General features: G+C 51.7%; 17 protein-coding genes. 8 read left to right on the top strand and 9 right to left on the bottom strand.

What is annotated here, in order from left to right; all coding sequences use genetic code 11:
- Positions 1-61: 61 nt before the first annotated feature.
- The 3 genes from FHS30_RS04785 to FHS30_RS04775 all read left to right on the top strand — a co-directional run bounded on the left by FHS30_RS04785 (position 62) and on the right by FHS30_RS04775 (position 2,412).
- Entirely contained in the window at positions 62-640 is a 579-nt protein-coding gene (locus tag FHS30_RS04785) for a TetR/AcrR family transcriptional regulator (protein ID WP_183908833.1), read from the top strand.
- 12 nt (positions 641-652) lie between these two features.
- Positions 653-1,753: an NADH:flavin oxidoreductase gene (locus tag FHS30_RS04780; RefSeq protein ID WP_183908831.1), complete on the top strand. Its 1,101-nt coding sequence runs from the start codon at positions 653-655 to the stop codon at positions 1,751-1,753.
- Positions 1,754-2,037: 284 nt separating this feature from the next.
- On the top strand, positions 2,038-2,412 hold the full coding sequence (locus FHS30_RS04775; protein ID WP_183908829.1) for a hypothetical protein: 375 nt from the start codon (positions 2,038-2,040) through the stop codon (positions 2,410-2,412).
- Positions 2,413-2,495: 83 nt separating this feature from the next.
- Here FHS30_RS04775 and FHS30_RS04770 read toward each other — a convergent pair whose 3' ends face one another.
- The 4 genes from FHS30_RS04770 to FHS30_RS04755 all read right to left on the bottom strand — a co-directional run bounded on the left by FHS30_RS04770 (position 2,496) and on the right by FHS30_RS04755 (position 6,617).
- Positions 2,496-3,479 (bottom strand): OmpA family protein, encoded by a 984-nt coding sequence (locus tag FHS30_RS04770; protein ID WP_183908827.1) that lies wholly within the window; start codon positions 3,477-3,479, stop codon positions 2,496-2,498.
- Positions 3,480-3,757: 278 nt separating this feature from the next.
- A complete protein-coding gene (locus FHS30_RS04765) occupies positions 3,758-4,798 on the bottom strand; it encodes a Glu/Leu/Phe/Val dehydrogenase (RefSeq protein WP_183908825.1) in 1,041 nt (346 codons plus the stop codon).
- 218 nt (positions 4,799-5,016) lie between these two features.
- A complete protein-coding gene (speB, locus tag FHS30_RS04760) occupies positions 5,017-5,991 on the bottom strand; it encodes an agmatinase (protein WP_183908823.1) in 975 nt (324 codons plus the stop codon).
- A gap of 107 nt (positions 5,992-6,098) precedes the next feature.
- Positions 6,099-6,617, bottom strand: coding sequence for a shikimate kinase (locus tag FHS30_RS04755; RefSeq protein WP_183908821.1), 519 nt, complete (start codon positions 6,615-6,617; stop codon positions 6,099-6,101).
- A 120-nt stretch (positions 6,618-6,737) separates the two neighbouring features.
- On the opposite strand from FHS30_RS04755, the gene FHS30_RS04750 reads away from it, so the two are divergent.
- Both FHS30_RS04750 and FHS30_RS04745 read left to right on the top strand, forming a co-directional pair.
- Positions 6,738-7,652, top strand: coding sequence for a LysR substrate-binding domain-containing protein (locus tag FHS30_RS04750; protein ID WP_183908819.1), 915 nt, complete (start codon positions 6,738-6,740; stop codon positions 7,650-7,652).
- A complete protein-coding gene (locus FHS30_RS04745; protein WP_183908817.1) occupies positions 7,630-8,541 on the top strand; it encodes a LysR family transcriptional regulator in 912 nt (303 codons plus the stop codon). The genes FHS30_RS04750 and FHS30_RS04745 overlap by 23 nt, the downstream gene beginning before the upstream one ends.
- Before the next feature lie 240 nt (positions 8,542-8,781).
- Here FHS30_RS04745 and FHS30_RS04740 read toward each other — a convergent pair whose 3' ends face one another.
- Entirely contained in the window at positions 8,782-9,042 is a 261-nt protein-coding gene (locus FHS30_RS04740) for a hypothetical protein (RefSeq protein WP_183908815.1), read from the bottom strand.
- A 394-nt stretch (positions 9,043-9,436) separates the two neighbouring features.
- Between FHS30_RS04740 and fusA the strand changes: the two genes are divergently transcribed.
- Entirely contained in the window at positions 9,437-11,521 is a 2,085-nt protein-coding gene (fusA, locus tag FHS30_RS04735; RefSeq protein ID WP_183908813.1) for an elongation factor G, read from the top strand.
- 116 nt (positions 11,522-11,637) lie between these two features.
- Here fusA and FHS30_RS04730 read toward each other — a convergent pair whose 3' ends face one another.
- Both FHS30_RS04730 and FHS30_RS04725 read right to left on the bottom strand, forming a co-directional pair.
- Positions 11,638-12,357, bottom strand: coding sequence for a YebC/PmpR family DNA-binding transcriptional regulator (locus FHS30_RS04730; protein WP_183908811.1), 720 nt, complete (start codon positions 12,355-12,357; stop codon positions 11,638-11,640).
- 69 nt (positions 12,358-12,426) lie between these two features.
- Positions 12,427-13,608 carry a BaiN/RdsA family NAD(P)/FAD-dependent oxidoreductase gene (locus FHS30_RS04725; RefSeq protein WP_183908809.1) on the bottom strand — a complete coding sequence of 394 codons (1,182 nt, stop codon included), beginning with the start codon at positions 13,606-13,608 and terminating at the stop codon, positions 12,427-12,429.
- A gap of 489 nt (positions 13,609-14,097) precedes the next feature.
- On the opposite strand from FHS30_RS04725, the gene FHS30_RS04720 reads away from it, so the two are divergent.
- On the top strand, positions 14,098-14,685 hold the full coding sequence (locus FHS30_RS04720) for an XRE family transcriptional regulator (protein ID WP_183908807.1): 588 nt from the start codon (positions 14,098-14,100) through the stop codon (positions 14,683-14,685).
- Here FHS30_RS04720 and FHS30_RS04715 read toward each other — a convergent pair.
- Both FHS30_RS04715 and FHS30_RS17275 read right to left on the bottom strand, forming a co-directional pair.
- On the bottom strand, positions 14,670-16,532 hold the full coding sequence (locus FHS30_RS04715) for a M20/M25/M40 family metallo-hydrolase (RefSeq protein ID WP_183908805.1): 1,863 nt from the start codon (positions 16,530-16,532) through the stop codon (positions 14,670-14,672). The genes FHS30_RS04720 and FHS30_RS04715 overlap by 16 nt on opposite strands.
- Positions 16,533-16,626: 94 nt before the next feature.
- On the bottom strand, positions 16,627-18,834 hold the full coding sequence (locus FHS30_RS17275; RefSeq protein ID WP_221197134.1) for a M4 family metallopeptidase: 2,208 nt from the start codon (positions 18,832-18,834) through the stop codon (positions 16,627-16,629).
- A gap of 476 nt (positions 18,835-19,310) precedes the next feature.
- Between FHS30_RS17275 and FHS30_RS04705 the strand changes: the two genes are divergently transcribed.
- Positions 19,311-21,500: an FdhF/YdeP family oxidoreductase gene (locus FHS30_RS04705; protein ID WP_183908803.1), complete on the top strand. Its 2,190-nt coding sequence runs from the start codon at positions 19,311-19,313 to the stop codon at positions 21,498-21,500.
- Positions 21,501-21,524 lie beyond the last annotated feature (24 nt).

The raw sequence follows: 21,524 nt of genomic DNA, 5'->3' as shown, positions 1-21,524 counted from the left end.
TGCAACCTACCTACCAGTAGGTTAATTTGGTAACAACTTACCAGGTAGATGGTTACCGCTCATGGTCCAGACTCGCTCTAAGCATCGAAAAGACGAAATCCTCGCACTCGCCATGCAATTATTGCAAACTCAGGGCTTTGAAAATTTCAGTTACCAAGATTTATCCAGCGCCTTGGGCATCACTAAGGCCAGTATTCATCACCATTTCCCCCGTAAAGAAGATTTAGGGGTTGCCCTCTGCCAATTGATTAAAGAGTGGCACGAACGCCGCTTTAGTGAGGCCCGACGTGAAATGCCAGAGCCCTGGTCGCGTTTGGACGCCTATCTACGGTGGTCCCTGGAATACGCCCAAGGTGAAAACAAAATTTGCCCCCTCAGCTCCCTGCAGTCAGACATCAACCTACTGCCAAGCAGCATGTGCAACGCAATCGCGCAGCTGGATGAGCACGAAATCCAATTCATTGCCGAGCTACTTGAACAAGGTCGGCAGCAAGGTGTCATGTCGTTCAAAGGTGAAACCCGTCACCAAGCCCTTTTGCTGGTGCTGGCCTGCAAAGGCGCCCTGCAATATTCACGCATCCACGGTTTAGCGCTGTTTGATCAAGTTATGAACCAATACAAGCACACACTCCAACCCTAATTTGAGGTACCTATGAACTCTCTTGATACGTTGTTTTCCCCGTTCAAACTCGGTCCACTCGCGCTGGCGAATCGCATCGTGATGGCGCCCATGACGCGCCAATTTTCGCCCGGTAACGTGCCCAATGACCTGGTGGTGGAATACTACAAGCGCCGCGCTGAAGGCGGTGTTGGTTTAATCATTACCGAGGGTACCTGCATCGGCCACAAGGCCGCTAATGGCTATGAAAACGTGCCCTACTTCTATGGCGAACAGGCCCTAGCGGGCTGGAAAAAAGTTGTGGATGCCGTGCACGCAGCCGGTGGCAAGATCATGCCCCAGCTCTGGCATGTGGGGGCCGTCCGCAAAGAAGGCATGGAGCCAGACCCGAGCGTACCGGGTTTCGGGCCATCCGGTCTGGTCGCACCCGGCAAAAAGAAATGCCATGAAATGACCCTGGCCGATATTCAGGAAGTCATAGCCGCCTACGCACAAGCCGCGAAAGACGCCATGGATCTCGGATTCGACGGCGTGGAAATTCACGGGGCTCACGGCTATTTAATCGACCAATTCTTTTGGGCTGGGTTGAACGAACGCACCGATGAATACGGCGGAGACCTAGTCGCCCGCACGCGCTTTGCCGTTGAGATCATCAAAGCCGTACGCGCGGCCACAGCGCCCGACTTTCCCATCGTACTGCGCTTTTCACAGTGGAAAATGCAAGATTACACCGCGCGCCTGGCGGAGACACCGGAAGCATTGGCCGCATTTTTAGCGCCCTTATCAGACGCTGGAGTCGATATTTTCCACTGCTCGACCCGCCGCTTTTGGGAAACTGAATTCGAGGGCTCAGACCTGAACCTCGCTGGCTGGACCCGCAAGCTCACGGGCAAGCCCGCCATCACCGTCGGGAGTGTCGGTTTAGACAAGGCCTTTGTGGACGACGAAAAGAAAGGTTTCTCCGGTGGACAACCCGCATCGCTCGACAAGTTACTGGAAAAATTAAATAGTAATGAATTCGATTTAGTGGCTGTAGGTCGTGCATTAATATCAAATCCGGACTGGCCTTTGCGCTTAAAGGAAGGCCAGACAATGGCGGCCTATGATCTCGAACAGTTAAAACAGTTGGTTTAACCTGCCTGACAAAAAAGCCCCGAAGCGCGGGGCTTTTTCATAACAACTTCATAACAACGTCATTACACCTTTAAAACGGTTATACGTACACCTGCCTCACCTGACACTCGCCCGCTAAAGTGCACATCCAATCGAAAAACATAACTAAATATTCTTGGCATGAAAAATTTCAGTAGGTGAAACTTATTGTCACATTTTGTGTTGCACGGTATTCAGTTGATGGAAACGAAAACATCCTGACCGGCAATGAAGGACTCATCAAACACTGAACAAGGAACAACCTTATGCGGGTTAAATCAATGTACGTAACGATTCTTACCCTAGGGCTAATCGGTGCAACGACTTCCCTTCACGCTCAAGAAAAATCGGAACTGCATGAATGCACGCAACGGGTATTGCACCAACAGTTGTCAATCGACACCGACCAACACGACGCAATTAGCAATGCGCTAGCGGCATGCCACCATTCACAAGCTATCTATTCCCAACAGTGGATTGCACAATTACAGAGCATGGGATATTCAGCCACTGAACACTTACAAACTTTGGTCTGGGTGCACAGTTACGACACGGCATTAAAATTACTCAACCACTCGTTTCCGAAATCCAGTCGCACGCGCGACGAAAATCCCAACGCTCGAAGGACCGCCCAACAATAAATCTCAATAGAACGATACCTATACTTCATTTAACCAATTGCCGCGACGAAGCGGGGCTATTTGGCAAAAAATGACACCGCCAATTACTGAGCGACAATTTCTACACGGCGATTGAGCTCTCTACCGGCCTCCGATGTATTCGGTGCAACTGGCGACAACATGGCTACGCCCTTTGGTGCCAAACGGTGTGATGCCACCCCATAACTATTTATTAATTCTGCTACTACAGCCTCCGCTCGCCGCTCTGACAGCGACAAATTAGCCTCAATCGATCCCACGTTGTCTGTATGGCCAACCACATAAACCTTCTGCCTTGGATTGGCTGCCAAGTAGTCAGCAATAGTTTGTAGCGTTCGCTCGGACTCTGACTGGACACGAGCGCTATTAAATTCGAAGGTAATCCCGTAGAGAGCCACTCGCCCCTGTGTCGCCAATTTGTCATTGAGATCAGTCACAGTCACCTGCGATAAATCTAGCTCTGTGGATTCAATCACATCGATGCGATAAACAAGACCGGCGGACGGTGATCCCTCGTTGTAACCCACCATCACAGCAACCGTGGTGATTTTATTCCCCTCTACTTTCTCTGCTGCCAAATACGAGGAGGTCGTCATAATATGCGCGTTTGAATTAGCCAGCTTTGGAATATGTCCGCCCGTGGACAACATGCGCGGTACTGATTCAGCTCCAACTGCACAGGACTTCCTATAGCAATCAAACAGTAGGCTGTAGCCCTTTTTCTTTAGTGCATTTTCATAATTTTTATAAACTTGACGTTGCGACCCGCCTTTCGGCAGTCGGTAATCAATAGATGTTCTTATCCCCTCGATAACCTTAAATTTTTCAGTTAGAAAGGCGTACTTCTTTTGCTCTGGGTGGCGCTTGGCATTGAGCGCTACCACATATTTATCAAAATCACTGCTTGAATATTTAATAATCCAAGAACCGGGATAGCGAGTGACAATGGGGCTATCCTTACTGTGGCGAACATCGGTCCCTTCAGACACTGCAAACGATGTATTTCCAATAAACAACGTCGCCAAAAAAATTGCAAAAAAGTGTTTCATGCTAGATATCCTATCTCAATCAATTCCTTCAAAATCATCGCTAGATGGGTGGGAGGGACATATTATCCAAAGTAGAAGTCGATTATTGAGTGACACCTATCAAAACAGCGCAGGAAACCCCAAGCTCCGAATTGCGGACATAAAAAAAGCCCGGCGGGTTAGCGCCGGGCTTGAAATCCCATACAAATTGCAAGGGAGAGTCACAGGAGGAAAAACATATAACGAGGGATTTTACCTTACCCCCAATGCATATCTGACCTTTCGGCCAAGATTGCAATTTATGCTTTCATAAAGCGTTCTTCGGCAATTTTATTTGCCACAATACCCGTTGGAGTGCTTGTTTGTGCCGCACGATCAAAGATTTGAACAAGGGTATCGCCAATGGATTCTACGTGGGTCTTCAGCGCCTCAGCGCTGCCACCGGTACGCTGGTAGTAGACGTCAATGATACCGCCGGCGTTGATCACGTAATCGGGTGCGTAGAGGATTTCACGGCTGCGCAACAATTCGCCGTGGCGCTCTTCGGCAAGCTGGTTGTTAGCGGCGCCAGCCACCACAGCGGCTTTCAAGCGGCCAATAGTGTCATCGTTAATGATCGCGCCCAAGGCACAGGGCGCGAAAACATCCACGTCCTGGTCGAAAATCGCGTCGCCCTCAACAATTTTTGCACCCAGCTCACGGGCCGCGCGCTCGGTATTGTCGGCAAAAATATCGGAAACGATCAATTCGGCGCCGGCGTCGTGAAGGTGCTTGGCCAAGCGGAAGCCCACGTTACCTACACCCTGAATGGCCACTTTCAGCCCTTGTAAGTCAGAGCGGCCCAAACGGTATTGAGCCGCGGCTTTTAAGCCGACAAAAGTGCCATAGGCGGTGGTAGGGCTTGGATCGCCGCCGTGCTCGGTGCCTTCGACGACACCACCGGCGTAGCGAGTGCGCTCACCAATTGTTTTCATATCGGCCACACTAGTGCCGGAATCTTCAGCAGTGATATAGCGACCGCCAAGGCTTTCAACAAAATCGCCCATGGCATGCAACAGCGCTTCAGTTTTCTGGGTGCGGTGGTTGCCGATGATGACAGCTTTGCCACCACCCAGCTTAATATTTGAAATGGCAGACTTATAGGTCATGCCGCGTGACAGGCGCAAGACGTCGCGCAGCGCCTCTTCGTCACTGGCGTAAGGCCACATGCGGCAGCCACCCAACGCGGGGCCAAGGTTGGTGTTGTGAATGGCGATAATCGCCTTCAAGCCGGATTTGGCGTCGTGACAAAAAGCGACATGTTCATGGCCATCGAAGGCCGAATGGGAAAATACCGACATAACTGCAACCTTGTTTATTCTGCGCGCTTTGTGGGCGCAATCTGATACATAAATACGCCTTTTGGGCTGCCAAATTCTAGCGCTGGCGAGAAAAATTAAGGTTGCAAAGAGATTGGCCGCCAGCACTTCTGGCGGCACAAGTCACCACTTTTAAATCGAATTTTAGCAAAACTGACCAATGACCAAAGATTCACAGGCAGTTCTGTTATTTTTAGGGGCTATTTAGCCCCCGCTCCACTGTATTTAACGCCCGGCAGGACGCACAGCATTTCATACAGCAGATTGGCGCCCACAACGGACGTGTTTTTGGTGGTGTCGTAGGGCGGAGATACTTCCACCAGATCACAACCAATAACATCCAGGCCGCGGCAACCGCGTACGATTTCCAGCCCTTGGTGCACCGTAAGTCCACCCACTTCGGCAGTACCCGTACCAGGAGCGAAGGCTGGGTCCAGGCCGTCGATGTCAAAACTTATGTAGACCGGGCCACCGCTGACCTGCTCGCGGACCTCCGCCATGAGCGGGGCCAGAGACTTGTACCAACACTCTTCAGCCTGCACTACGCGAAAGCCCTGATCGCGCGACCATTGGTATTCATCCGGGGAGTAACCGGTGCCCCGCAAACCAATTTGCACCACGCGGTTACCGTCCAGCAACCCCTCTTCCATGGCGCGCCTAAAAGGTGTCCCATGGGCGATGCGCTCGCCAAACATGTGATCATTCACATCGGCGTGGGCGTCCACGTGCACCACCCCAATGGGCCCGTGTTTCTTACTTAGCGCCCGCAAAATGGGCAACACGATCGTGTGATCGCCGCCAATAGACACCGGCGTAATACCTGCTGCAACCACGGCGTCGTAGTGCTTTTCGATGATCTGCACGCTTTTTTGCAGGTTGAACGTATTGATGGGTACATCGCCAATATCGGCAATAGATAAACTGTTGAAAGGGTCGGCGCCAGTGGAGACGTTGAAGGGACGCAACATGCGCGATTCGTCGCGAATTTCGCGCGGCCCAAAACGCGCGCCGGGGCGGTTGGACGCGCCGATATCTAGCGGCACACCAATAATGCCCACATCCAAGGGATCGTCGATAGATTTAGCTGGCAGGCGCATAAAGGTCGCGGGCCCACCAAAGCGGGGCATCTCATTGCCACCGAGTGGCTGGTGTAGTTCTTTCTTGGATTCAGTCATTTGCAGCTCCCACTGTGGCTGGCAATCAGTGCCAGCACCCATGGCCACAGTATGGCTGAAATACCGCACCGCTTGGACGCAGCGAATCAAACACTAAGTTTGAGAGTCTAGAACTGGCCCACGCCAGCCAGTTGGGAGAGCAGCTCTTCTATAACCACCGCCTGATTTTTTCCATCGCACTCCACGGTGATATCAGCGTAATGGCGATATAACCGATTGCGCTCTGCAAATACGTCATCAAACGATTGATCGGGGCTGCGCGCAATACCACGCGATGCATAGTTGTGAATCCGGCGCTGCAACTCAGCCAATGACGCACTCAAAAACACCACAGGGCCGTAGGCTTTTAAGTGCTGCATGCCGGCATCGCCATACACCGCGCTACCGCCGGTCGCTATCACGTGATTGCGCAAATCCGTTGCCAAGATAACCTCCTCTTCTATGCGGCGCAGGTTGAGGTAATCTGTGGCATCCATAATCGCCTGCAGGGTTTTCTGCTCGCGCACTTGAATCAACACGTCTGTGTCGACAAAATCCTTAGCCAGCTCTTTAGCCAGCAACACGCCAATGGTGCTTTTGCCTGCCCCTGGCATACCGATTAGCGTGATACTTTGAAGTTGATTCATTCTGACGACCGCTTGACCCATATTTCGTGCAGGGCATTAAACCTCAGCTGCAAGACTGTCACAAGGTGAAGGAATTAAAGTAAGATTGAGCCAACCTTTGCCCGCTTAGGTCTAAGAATTGTGAAGCAACCCCCCGATCAAGACCCTCGCCTATTGCGGCTCTTCATGGCTGTTGCCGAGTGCGGTGGCCTGAGTGCCGCCGAGCAGCGCCTTGGGCTATCGCGATCCACCATTAGCACCCACTTGTCTGAACTGGAAAGTCGCCTGGGTTTTCGATTGTGCCAGCGCGGTCGCGGCGGTTTCGCCCTGACGCCCGAAGGCGATGCCACCTACCAGGCAGCAAAACATTGGATGGCCGCCGGCGACACCTTTCAGCAGCAAATCACGCATTTACAGCACCGCCAACTGCAAGGTGAATTGGTCATTGCCATCAGCGACGATAGTTTGAACCACCCGAGCTTCAGCTTTTCGGAAGTGGTTCGTCGATTTCGCAAGCAGGCCCCGAGTGCTCACCTGCGGGTAAACGCACTAAATCCGGCCGCCATCGCCGAGGCCATAGGTGCGGGGCAGGCTCAAATTGGATTGGCGCCCCAATCGCCATTAACCGATAAATTTTTTAGCAAAGTGCTGTATCAAGAGCGAAGTTTTCTGTACTGCGGCCCACATCATCCGCTGCTCAGCGGCACTACACCCACCGTCGACACGCTGCACGAGCACGACTTTGTCGGCGCCGGTTACAGCTGGCACACCGAGCTGACAAATCGCGAGGCACCTTTCAACACTTGCGCCATCGCGCCGGAACTGGAAGCGCGACTGGCACTCATCCTATCCGGTACTTACCTGGGTTTCTTGCCCGAGCACGTGGCCGAGCCTTGGGTGACCAAGGGCTTGCTCACCCCCCTGCTTCCCGATGACATGTACTACACCACCGAAATGGCGGCCCACTGCCTCAACCAACAGCGCAGCAATAAGCTATTGCAGTTACTGTTTGCGCTGCTCAACGATGTTCACTATGTCAATGCTCAGAAAAATTAACGATATCGACTTAAAGCTGTTGCGCATCTTTCAAACCGTGGCCGATTGCGGCGGCTTTAGCGCGGCGGAGTCACAGCTCAATATTGCACGCTCCACTATTTCTACTCACATGGCGGACTTGGAAAGCCGGCTCGGTTTAACCCTATGCCAGCGCGGACGCGCAGGCTTCGCCCTGACGGAAGAAGGCAAAACCGTCTATGACGCGGTACAAGCGTTATTTGGCGCACTGGATTTGTTTCGGCGTGAAGTTAATGGTCTGCACGACCAGGTGACTGGCGAATTAAACATCATCTGCTCAGATGCCATCGTCTCAGACCCGCGCTTTAAACTTACGGAAACTCTGGCGCGATTTTGTGAACAAGCCCCCGATGTGGTGATAAACATCTCCACAAACAGTCTCCCAGAGATGGAGCAGGCCTTGATCGACGGGCGCGCAGATATCTGTTTCGCACCGCGCCACCGCGATCTTTCGTCAGTGAAATACACCCCCCTCTACAGCGAAGACTATTTTCTGTACTGCCACAAACGCCACCCGCTGTTCGACGCTGATGAAGCCAGCCTTAGCGACGAACGACTGGCCGCGAGCCCCTTTATCCATCCAGGCATCCAAACCGTGGGGCAGGCGTCGCTGGCCATGGAGGGCCTGCGCCGAAGCGCCAATGCTTATATCTACGAAGTGCGCATGGCGCTGGTGGCCACAGGCCACTTCATCGGGTTTTTTCCCAGTCATTATGTGCAGCCCTGGCTGACCCGCGGGGAAATGCGTGCGCTATGTCCAGCCACGCGCCACTACGCCGTCGATATTGCCGCATTGACGCGACGCGCAGGTGCTCAAGACAAGGTGCTCGCCTTGTTTCAACGCCAATTGGCCACAGCCTACAATTTGTAATACACGACCCACGATTTGTAATAGTGGGAAGCGTTGGAGGGTGAGATGCCCCGCACAGCGACATCCGGTGATGTGTAGACCACACGTAAAACGCCTAGATTACCCACACATAGCAGAAACGACGCGGTCGATCCGTACAAACTTGCCCAAGCGCCTTTGTCGAGCGCGAGGCCAGCTAGAGCGGTCTATGTAAAGGGTGCTTTAGAACACAGCGGGCAGCCCGAACGGGCCGCCGAGCCTTTAACGCGCCGCAACCACGGGTCGCGCGGGTGCACTGCCCAATGCCTGCATTACTTTGCCGACACCCGCGTCGGCCACCAACTTCGCATAGGCTTTGCTTAAATCGCGGGATGCCCCCAGCGCCACCTTGTCGTGCAACAGCTCCAGAAAGTCCGGATCGGACATTTTGAGCGCCACATCAAAATCTCGTTTGATAATCACAATGCATTCACGTGCATGACGAATTGCCAGCGGATGCAACATCCAGGATTTATCGGCCATTTCCCTACCTCGAACAAAAATTGTACATCGTCCATTCAGACTAGTAGACAGTTCCACTGGATAGCAAAGCAATTTAGGGCTTCGGAACGAATCGTTCCGAAAAGGGTGACGGAGTAGCCAAAAGGGCTATTAAAATCCTTACAAAACAGCGTGATAGGCCCATAAACACTGGGGTTATCACCGTACTCAGCTCCGGCCGAACAGCCGAACCCAAGAATTTTTCACAAAAAAAGGCCGTTATGGGTAGAAAATTTGACCAATTTAGCGCTCAATAGCGCCCGCGAACGGTTAAACCCAACAAATCGTTAAAAAATTCCTGTAAATCCACTAATAAACTGCCGCGAATTTCTGTAGACTATCGCGCAATTTTCGCCCTGGCTTATCGAGTATCGCAATGACAGACTTAGCTAAATATAGAAACATTGGTATTTTCGCGCACGTAGATGCCGGCAAGACCACCACCACTGAACGTATCCTGAAACTGACCGGTAAGATCCATAAGACCGGTGAAGTACACGATGGCGCCGCCACCACTGACTTCATGGAACAGGAACAAGAACGCGGTATTACCATTCAGTCCGCTGCAACCACTTGCTTCTGGAAAGACCACCGCTTCAACATTATCGACACCCCCGGTCACGTTGACTTCACCATTGAAGTGTACCGCTCCTTGAAAGTACTGGACGGCGGTGTAGGTGTGTTCTGTGGTTCTGGCGGTGTAGAACCCCAGTCAGAGACCAACTGGCGCTACGCTAACGAATCCGAAGTAGCCCGCGTAATCTTCGTAAACAAGCTGGACCGCATGGGTGCCGACTTCTACCGCGTGGTAGAGCAGGTTAAGAAAGTACTGGGCGCCCGTCCGCTGGTTATGGTGCTGCCAATCGGCATCGAAGACGAATTTAAAGGCGTTGTCGACCTGCTGTCGCGCAAAGCCTACATCTGGGATGACTCAGGTCTGCCAGAAAACTACACCGTTGAAGACATCCCTGCCGACATGGTTGACGATGCTGAAATGTACCGTCAGGAATTGATCGAAACTGCACTTGAGCAGGACGATGACCTGCTGATGGCCTACATGGACGGCGAAGAGCCTTCTATGGAAGACATCAAGCGCTGCATCCGTCAGGGCACCATCAAGCTGGACTGGTTCCCCACCTACTGTGGTTCTGCGTTCAAGAACAAAGGTATTCAGCTGGTGCTGGATGCAGTTGTTGACTACCTGCCAGACCCAACGGAAGCGACCAAGCAGCCATTGACCGACGAAGAAGGTAACGAGACTGGCGAATACGCCATCGTAACGCCTGACGCGCCCCTGAAGGCCCTTGCGTTTAAGATCATGGATGACCGTTTTGGCGCCTTGACCTTCGTTCGTATTTACGCCGGTAAAATCAACAAGGGTGACACCATCCTCAACTCGTTCACGGGTAAAACCGAACGCGTCGGCCGCATGGTAGAAATGCATGCCAACGACCGCAACGAGATTGACAAGGCCACCGCGGGCGACATCATCGCGATCGTGGGCATGAAAGCCGTTCAAACCGGTCACACCCTGTGTGATCCAAAGCACCCTTGCACACTGGAAGCCATGGTGTTCCCAGATCCAGTAATCTCCATCGCCGTTGCGCCGAAAGACAAAGCCGGTGTTGAGAAAATGGGTATCGCCATCGGTAAAATGGTTGCTGAAGATCCATCTTTCCGCGTTGAAACTGACGAAGATTCTGGCGAGACCATCCTTAAAGGTATGGGTGAACTGCACTTGGATGTAAAAGTAGACATCCTCAAGCGTACCCACGGTATTGAATTGACCGTAGGTCAGCCTCAGGTTGCCTACCGCGAATCAATCAGCCGCGAAGTTGAAGATACCTACACCCACAAGAAGCAATCAGGTGGTTCTGGTCAATACGGTAAGATTGACTACCGCATCAAGCCCGGCGAGCCAGGCAGCGGCTACAAGTTCACTTCATCTGTTGTGGGCGGTAACGTACCGAAGGAATTCTTCCCAGCTATTGAGAAGGGCTTCAAAACCATGATGGACACTGGTCCACTGGCGGGCTTCCCCGTGCTGGACGTTGAAGTTGAGCTGTTCGACGGTGGTTTCCACGCCGTTGACTCCTCTGCCATCGCGTTTGAAATCGCTGCAAAAGGCGCCTTCCGTCAAACCATGCCAAAAGCGGCTCCACAGTTGTTGGAACCCATCATGAAAGTTGACGTGTACACGCCAGATGATCACGTAGGTGATGTTATCGGTGACTTGAACCGTCGTCGCGGCATGATCAAGGACCAAGAGAAAGGCGTTACCGGTGTTCGCATCAAAGCTGACGTACCACTGTCAGAAATGTTTGGTTACATCGGCAGCTTGCGCACCATGACTTCTGGCCGCGGTCAGTTCTCAATGGAATTCTCTCACTACTTACCTTGCCCACAGAACGTGGCAGAAGAAGTGATTGCCAAAGAGAAAGAAAAGAAAGCCAACAAATAATTGGCCTTCCAATAAAAAAGCCGGTGATGAAAATCACCGGCTTTTTTTATGCCTGGCTTAATCGGGCCGGCAAAAAAATACCCGGCGAACCGGGCACTTTTTTAATGCAACTCAAATCAATCTGACAGACTGGCGCTGTGATAGACGTTCTGAACGTCATCTACATCGTTTAACATTTCCATCATCTTGTCGAACATCTCCCGGTCCTCGCCTTCAACAGGCGTGGTATCACGAGGCAGAAATTGAATTTCGTCAATATCGAAATCGATGCCTTCAAACGCTTCTTGCAGCGTTGTTTTCGCTTTAAAGTAATCCGTATGTGGGGTAATTACAGTGACCTTTTCGCCTTCGCTCTCAATGTCGATCACATCCACATCGGCTTCCATCAAGGCTTCCAGCACGGCCTCTTCATCGCCGGTAAACACAAATAGTGCACCGTGATCAAACATATGGCTGACAGAGCCTAGCGTGCCTATTTTGCTTTTTGTTTTTACAAAACACTGGCGCACATCGCCAAAGGTTCGGTTAGGATTGTCGGTCAGACACTCTACGATGACCATGCAGTTACCCGGGCCGAAGCCCTCGTAGCGTGCCGGTGAAAAATCCTCACCGCCGCCGCCTTTTGCTTTTTGCAAGGCCTTATCAATCACATGGGCAGGCACCTGATCTTTTTTCGCCTTTTCAATCAGGTTACGCAAGCTCAAATTACCATCCGGCTCTACGCCACCAGACTTCGCACACACATATATTTCCCGGCCATATTTGCTGTAAACCTTGGATTTCGCATCCGCCGTTTTTGCCATGGATTCTTTGCGGTTCTGATAGGCCCTGCCCATAATATTGTCCTACGCATTATCAAAAGCATCGATTCTAACGCGACCAGCGCTAGAGGCCAAGGTAACTCCCTAGACGTATTGGCCTGCACAAAAGCCGCTGGCCCAGGCCCACTGAAAATTATAGCCACCCAACCAGCCCGTCACATCGAGCACTTCACCCACAAAATAAAGCCCGGGCACCTTTTTAGCCTCAAAGGTTTTCGATGACACCTCGTCGGTATTCACCCCACCCATGGTGACTTCGGCAGTGCGGTACCCCTCTGTGCCCGAGGGCGTAATTGTCCAACGGTGAAATTGCGACTGCAAAATATCCAGCTCCGCATCACTGTATTGCTGAACTTGACGACTGCCCACCGACTGCTCCAACCAAGCCTGCACGAAGCGCTTTGGCAAGATAGCACTCAGTAGGGTTTTCAACTCGCCTTTCTGGCCACTGGAGCGCCACTCTGTAATCAATGCGGCCAAATTGTGCCCAGGTAGAAAATCGATTGTTAAGGGGGCGCCCGGCTGCCAATAATTCGATATTTGTAACATGGCTGGGCCACTTAGGCCCCGATGGGTAAACAATAAGGGATCGGAAAACTGTTGATCGCCCACGCCAGCCACAACATCTAACGATACACCGGCCAACGCGCTGATCACCGGCTGCCATTTGTCGGTAATGGTAAATGGCACCAACGAGGCCCAACGGGGTAAACACTGGATGCCGAACTGGCCGGCAACCTCATAGCCAAAACCTGTGGCCCCCATGGTCGGAATTGAGAGGCCACCCGTGGCGACCACCAGCGACTGGCATCGATAATCACCCAAGCTTGTGCGCAACCTAAAGCCCCCGTCCCCCTGTTCTTGTTCAATTTTAACTACAGTGCAATGTGTGCTGATTTCCACACCGGCGTAGTCACACTCAGTCAGCAACATTTGCAAAATATCGCTCGATTTATGATCACAGAACAACTGCCCTTTGGTCTTCTCGTGATAATTAATGCCGTGTCGATCCACCAATTCAATGAAATCTTGAGGCCGATATCGACTCAATGCCGATTTACAAAAGTGCGGGTTGCGCGAAAGGTAATTCGTAGCATCGACAGAAAAGTTGGTGAAATTGCATCGCCCACCGCCGGACATTAAAATTTTCTTGCCGACTTTATTGGCGTGATCCAACACTGCAACCGAGCGCCCTCGATAGCCCGCCGTCGCCGCACACATGAGTCCTGCGGCACCGGCACCGATGACAATACAATCAACTTTCATAGATTACTTCACGAAATAGTTTTATAAATTCAAAAACTCACCGGCTTGTATTATGGCACAGCGCAGGATATAGAACCCAACAGTCACCATTTAATGGGTACTTTCCAGAAAAACCTGTGGACCATCAATATCCGGAATGGCAATTCACTCATCGCAGAGTTGGCCCATGTACGCCCATGACATACGAGCGTGCGTACTACAGCTGTACTAGATGACCTGATATCAGACATCCTGAGCTTCGGGCATATACGATGCATGCAACAGTTAGCCAAAGTATGCTGCCCAGCGCGGTATAGACTAATGGCAATGCCACTCAAAACTGCCCCGTGTAAGGTAGTTTACGCGTCAAATCCGCCCTACTGCCATTCGCATTCCCGTCAACATTTATAAACTGCTTCGTACTCAGGCATTTGATCTGTCGCAATTACACAGCATTTAGCAATACAAGGAATGGGCATGGGCACGGAATATCCAAATTGAATAAACCTGATGAACCAAAAGCACCCTGGGTTAAACCAGCTAACTTTGGCGCAGGAACAGGAGATTGCCAAAGATGCTACCACCCTCTTGATTACAGTTTGCGTGTTAAATCGCTGGTCCATGCAAGATATTGCGAATTTTTACGATTTGGAGGAAACGGCCATTATTCAGAAGTTAGCGCTGCTGGATCGACTGGGCATCATTGAACTGCTGCCAAATAGCCGCATTAAGCTCAAGGTTGCCGCTAATTTTCACTGGCACACAGGCGGCCCAATAGCGAACTTCTTTAAGCGCACAATTGAACGTGAATTATTTGACGCGGATTTTTCAGAACCACCGAATCAACTGTTCATACTTAATGGCATGTTCTCACCTCAATCAGCACAGGCACTTGGACGCAAGCTGGAGAAGTTAGCCCACGAATTTAATCAGCTTAACGATGCCGACGCTGGGCTAGAAATTAATGCGCGCAACGGGGTCACACTGGTGCTGGCCATGCGCGACTGGCAGTACAATGCCTTTAAACCGTTTTACGTAAAAAAGCCGCGCACAAGGCGCGGCGTTAATGCGGCTTCAATATTTCATGGCGTAGCCTGAATGTTTACCGTAACACCTGAGGCCGCCGAGTAGCCGCGCACATCGATGTGCCAGATCCCGCCGGCTGGCGCATTGAAGGTGCAGGTTTCACTATTGCCATTTTTGTAGGGGCGACAGTCATAACTGCTGGTCGTGGACTTTGCGCCGTAACGGACATAGAGGTCCGCATCACCGGAGCCGCCGCTCATTGTAACAACCAGCAATTGATAGCCAGCGCCCAACAATTGCGTATAGTTAGCCCACTGACCACGACTTAAGTTTATGCCCGTAATGGTTTCGTTGATGGGCTCATTGGTATTGCCGCCACCTTCCGTATACCGACCCACCAAGCTGACACCACTGAAACTACTGTACGCTTTGACGCGCACATAGTAGGTACCTCCACTACTGCTGCCACTGCAGGTTTCATTGTTGCCATTTTTATAGGGACGGCAATCGTAGCTGCTATCAGTGGGGGCGGCACCAAATTTCACATACAGATCGGCATCACCAGTGCCGCCACTCATTGCAAAACTGATGTTGGTTGCACCGGCTGGTACACTCATGGTGTACACCAAATCATTGCCGGTACTGGCACTGAGATTCGTTTTAGCGACATCGTTTTCCAGTTCATTACTTGGCGGAGGCGGTGGGGGCGGCGTGCTGCCATCGCCGCCTTTACCAAGCTCTGCCACAAAGGCGGCCGCCAGACGCGCAAAATTTATAGAGTGACTAGCATCAAACGTATTGTCGTACGCCGTATGGATACTGCTGTTGTAATCGCTCATATTGGATTCGAATGGCATAGACGCCGGGTAGCCTTGTGCGTGCCAGGAGGCGTGATCTGAGCAGCCGTAGCCACACTGATCAAAACCGTAGACCACGCCCTGTAGGTAGGTGTCGACCAATTGCGCCATAAACTGATTTTGTGCATTGTTGGTGTAGTCAGTCATGAACACGATGTCGCGATTGCCCGTGCCCTTGTACCCGCTCATATCAAACTGAGCGACACCCAATACATTAACGCCCTGCGCTTTGTAATCCTCAGCAATGGCTTTAGAGCCTCGTAGGCCCACCTCTTCTGCGGCATACCCCATTATCTTGACGGTTCGCGCCGGCTTAAATCCACTGGCCACCATGGCTCTCAAAGTTTCAGTGACCACTGCGATACCCGATGCGTTATCGTCTGCCCCTGGAGCACGGCCACCGGCCGGGTTACTGCCGTTAATGGAATCGAGATGCCCGCCAATGATCACCACTTCATTGGGATAGGTAGTGCCGGTGATGGTCGCCACCACCGAGGCCTGCAGCCAGCTGTGGTTGTACAGTGCCACGCTGATATCACTGCGCCCACTGGCAATGCTGGCCCATTGGCTACGTATCCAATTGGCCGCATCGGCACCGGTTTGCTGAGTGTAATAACGATTGTGATAGGCACTCAGGTTATTTACCGTGCTGGTTAAATTATTGGACGACATTTCATCCAGTAACATGCCGACGCCAGTGGGGTTATCAATGGTGTAACTAACGGCCATTTGTGCAGTGGCTGGGGCGGCTGCTTGAGCAGAGAATTGCTGCGCGTCTGCCTGTGACTCATGAAAAACAAAGCCTCCGCAACGATGAAATTCATCGTGCATTACTTGGCTAAGCAACTGGATTTGATTTTCTGGAATTGTCGCAACGGTAATACCTGTACCAGTGATGGATTGCACCGGTCGCAAGTCTACGCCACGAAAGCTTTGCTGATTAATTTTAGCGACCGCGTCGCTGCCAATAGAAATCCACTGGCGTTGAGATTCTGCCAACGCATGTGCTGAGCACAAGCCCGTTAGCAAAGCCGTAGTAAGCAAATAAAATAAGCGATTCATAAGGACACCCTGTCTAAAGACAATGCGCAATAAAGATAGGAGAAAAAAGAGGAGCCGAAGCTCCTCTCATTCCATTGAGTAGCTTTTGAAAAAACTACTTAGGCGTTGCGGTATAGCGAAGCGTTACACCTGATGCTGCTGTGTAACCACGAATACCGATATGCCACGTAGTACTTGCTGGGTTGGTGAAGTTACAAGTTTCATTATTCCCATTCAGATACGGACGGCAATTGTATGAAGACGTAGTGGGCTGAGCGCCCTGACGCACATACAAGTCTGCATCACCTGAGCCGCCGCTGATAGTGACCTTGAGGTCTGCATAATCGCCATTGAGTGTCACGGAATAATATTTCCACGCTCTTCTCGCAACAGAAATATTGGAAACCGTTTCGTCAATGGGATCCGCACCCGTGCCGGGCTCGGTATAACTGCCTTTAATGGTGACACCAGAAAAGGTGCTATAGGCCTTGATACGCACATAGTAGGTACCACCCGTGGCAGACCCAGTACAGGTTTCATTGTTGCCCGAAGAGTACGGGCGACAGTCGTAGGCGCTGTCGGTAGGTGCCGCGCCAAAACGCGTATACAAATCGGCATCGCCGCTACCACCACTCATTTCAAATTTAATGTTGGTGGCACCCGCGGGCACATTCATGGTGTAAATCAAATCATTGCCAGTTGAAGCTGAAAGATTCGAAACAGGCACGCCGTTCGCTAACTCACCTGGCGGTGGTGGTGGTGGCGGTGGTGTGCCACCACAATCTGGATTGCTCGCCGAAGAGGAGATGCCCACAGCCACTAGCGAAGCCGTTACGTCGTCAATGTTGTAACCAAGATCACAGGCCGCATCTAATACGCCATTACCCGCCACATCCCAATTGGTATTGGCAGTCCAATACATCTGGTTTGCTCGCGCATAGATTTTAAAGGCCTTTTCAGTATTCCAGCCGCTAGTGGTGGCCAACAAATAGAATGCCTTGTTATACACCCCGGAACTGTAGTGAACATCCATGCCAGAAGTGTAGTCAGACTGATGGCCAATGGATTTTCCATCTTTCGCTGGATCGTCCATATAACGCAGTGCGCCATTGCCCTTAAAGATTTGGGCTCCTACCATCCAGTCGTTACTGCCATGCATAAAGTACTCAGCCGCTTCACCGGACATGTCGGAGAATGCCTCATTCAAGCCACCCGATTTTCCGGAGTAAACCAGACCTGAATTTTGCTCTGTAAATCCATGGCTCACTTCGTGCGCCGACACATCCAAAGAAACTAATGGGTAGAACGTATTGGCACCATCACCAAAGGTCATAGCGCTACCATTCCAGAATGCATTCTCGTAGTTATTCGAGTAATGCACGCGCATTTGTAGCTGGAATGTAAGCGGTGGTGATCCCACATAGGCATTGAACATATCAAATACCACACCGCCAAAATAATGGGCGTCATTCAGCGGTGAATAGGCGCCATTGATTGTTTTAACTGTATTTTCTGGGCAGGTAAAACTGAAGGCCGTGCTACCGGAGGTACCGTGATTTAGGTTCACAGTTTTTACATTGGCATTGCTCATGGTACAGGTACTACCCGACTGCGCCACATTCATATAACCAAAGTCAGTGCCGTAATAATATTGACCGGTTTTTTGGTTGCCACCGGGGCCAGAAGCATCGGCGGTCTGTAGGTTGTCTCGCTCGAGCAGAATGGCTCCGCTTACCGCATCGACGATCACATAAGGCCGCGTCGGGGTATCGCCGTATTGAACATACGAAACTTCATATACCAAGCGAGCTCGACCATTTTGATCCTGCCAGATGCCCAACCGTGAGGTCTCGTTTTCGTAAGCGACAGGTGTGCTGCCAGCCATTACAGTTGCGCCCGCCATGGTATGCGCCTTGGCCTTTTGCATGGCATTATCGGCATTTAAGCGCGCATTGGTATTCACCACATCAGCCGCGATGCCACTGAGCATGGCCCCGTGCGCGAGTCGTAGCGCACCATTATTGTGGCGACTGATAATCACATCATCTCCCAGTACTGGCAGCCCTTTGTACATTTGCGTATAGCGCGTGGTGACTGAGCCATCTGCATTGGTGTACTGCTTGCGTACCTGCAATGATTCAGACGCACTCAGGCCTAACATTTGCGCCGTAGCAGATTGCTGCATAAGCGCAGGCCCAGCGGCCAGATTGTTGACAATATCTGGGCGTTCCTGCAAAAACACCCGATCGGCAGCTTGGGCTGACATGCAGCCAGCAATGCCCAACGCCAATGCGGTAAACGTTAAATTATTTTTGTTAGTCATCTCGCTATTTCCTAAGTAAGAGAGGTAGCCTGGAAAGTAACTTGTCAATTACTTCCCGTGGTCCTTGCGCGACAACAAGGCGATCCTACTTAACGATTCGATCTCATCATTTAGTATTAACCCACCTTCCCGCAGGAAAATTCAGGCTAGACCAAATAAAAATTACAGAGGCATGACCCCAGAAAAAATACGCACAACATCTCAATGTTTTTATTCAAAAAAAATAAATGCAAATTAATAAACCTGTTTTTAATAAGTTGTGCCAAGCTGAGCGGAACGTTGGTTCCATACTATGCGTGCCATAAGTGTATTAATGCGCCACGATAAATCCCGCTCCATATATTTAGGCGCGTCAATCTAGACCCCAAACCAGTAACTAGCATGAGGCTTTGACACCTTGACTCCTACCTTTGGCCCAGCCAAAGCAGTAGGTGTACAATCAATCTGACCACCCTACCGAGAGCAGGCCACCGACTATGCCTAATGACACGCCCGTTGGCGGCGGCTTAAAAAAAATTCTTTACACTTTGTCAACGGCTAGGCGTATCGGCCTGCGCGCCTCAGGTAAGGCCCTGACCAGTCGCAACACCTGCAAAGCGTGCGGGCTCGGCATGGGCGGGCAGCGCGGTGGCATGACCAACGAATTGGGCGAGTTTCCCTCGGTGTGCAATAAAAGCGTTCAGGCGCAGTCCACGGATAATCAATCAGCGATACCATTGGACGTTTTCAAATACCCCATCGCACAATTGCAATCCCTGACGGGGCATGAGGTCGAACACCTCGGTCGACTTAACACCCCACTATATAAGGCGCCGCATGGCTTGCACTTTGAACCCATTAGTTGGAATAGGGCGATGGGGCTCTGCGTCGACAAGCTCGCAAAATGTCCTGCCGAGCGCTCCTTCTTCTATGCCTCGGGCCGCTCATCGAACGAGGCGGGCTATTTGTTGCAACTTCTAGCCCGGGCAAAGGGCACGAATAACGTCAACAATTGCTCGTATTTTTGTCACCAAGCCACAGGCGTGGCGCTACAAAATACTATTGGCACAGCGACGGCAACAGTACAGCTCGCGGATTTACAACACGCGGATTTAATCTTCGTCATCGGTGCCAACCCCGCATCAAATCATCCGCGCCTGTTACACGCGCTCAAAGCGTGTCGAGATCGAGGCGGGGAAGTGGTGATCATCAACCCCGTCAAAGAGCCCGGTCTCGTGCGCTTTGCGTTGCCGAAAAGCCCAAGCTCCTTGATCGCCGGCGGCCATGAAATTGCATCGCTCTATCTGCAACCCAAGGTGGGCAGTGACGCATGGGTATTTGCCGGCATCGCCAAACTATTGCTCGAACAGGGCCTGCAGGATCGCGCCTACATCGCCGCCCACTGTGAAGACTTTGACGTTTTTCAAAAGAGTATTGCGACGCTCACATGGCCGGACATCTTGCTACACACCGGGTTAACACAGGCAGAATTTGAGGCGGTTACCGCACGTTACACCACCGCACAGGCCGCTGTATTTACCTGGGGAATGGGCCTCACGCACCATATCAACGGCGTCGATACACTAGAGGCACTCACCGGCCTCGCATTACTGCGCGGCATGGTGGGCAAGCCCGGCGCAGGTTTATTGCCGCTGCGCGGGCATAGCAACGTGCAGGGTATGGGCACTGTGGGTGTTAAACCTCAACTCGCCAGCCATGTCATTGACGCCATGGCGCAAGAACTGGGCATCCCCTCTCCCTCCGATGTGGGGCTCGATACTATGGCGTGTTTGAAGGCGGCCCATGAAGGTGCCATAGACTTTGCATTGATGTTAGGCGGCAATTTACTGGAAGCAGCACCCGACACCCAGTGGAGTAAGGCCGCATTGGATCGCATCGGCTTCAAGCTGTACCTCACCACCACCTTAAATCGCGGCCATTTACACAGCGCCGATCACAGCAGCTGTTTAATTTTACCGGTGGCGGCACGGGACGAAGAATGGCAGGCAACCACGCAGGAATCCATGTTTAGCTATGTCCGCATGAGTGATGGTGGCATTCACCGCATGAGCAACGTGCACTCAGAAGTGGCAATACTGTCGGAATTGGCGGCGACGGCCTTGCCCGATTTCCGAAAAATTTTTGAAGAATTTAGCAACCACGCAGCAATACGACAGGCCATGTCACGCACACTTACCGAGATGGCACCACTGAAAACCTTAGACGAAACACGAGAGGAATTTCACATTGCCGGCCGACACCTGCACACACCCCATTTCAATACCCCCACCGGCAAAGCGTATTTCAAGCCACTTAAACCCATTGGCCAAGCAAATTCAGAGCAATTCCCGCTGCGGCTTATAAGCGCCCGCAGTGAAGGTCAATTCAACACCATTGTCTACGAACAAAAGGACAGCTATCGCGGTGTAATGAATCGCCAAACGGTACTGATGCACCCCGATGACATGGCGGACCTCGATCTGTGTGCAGGTGACTGTGTAGAATTGCGCTCAGCCGCAGGCCACCTATCCGGATTTCAGGTACAACCCTTTAACATAAAGCGCGGCGCCGTATTGGGTTACTACCCAGAAACTAACCCGCTGATCGGCCGCGAAGTAGATCCCAAAAGCCAAACGCCCGCCTATAAATCAGCGCCGGTGGCTATCAAAAAAAAACCAACCCAATAAATTTCGATAGTCCTGCCAAACGAT

This window comes from Simiduia aestuariiviva (assembly GCF_014192475.1).
Classification (GTDB): domain Bacteria; phylum Pseudomonadota; class Gammaproteobacteria; order Pseudomonadales; family Cellvibrionaceae; genus Simiduia; species Simiduia aestuariiviva.
The sequence above is the reverse complement of the archived record's forward strand: the minus strand, read 5'-3'. Positions and strand labels throughout refer to the sequence as shown.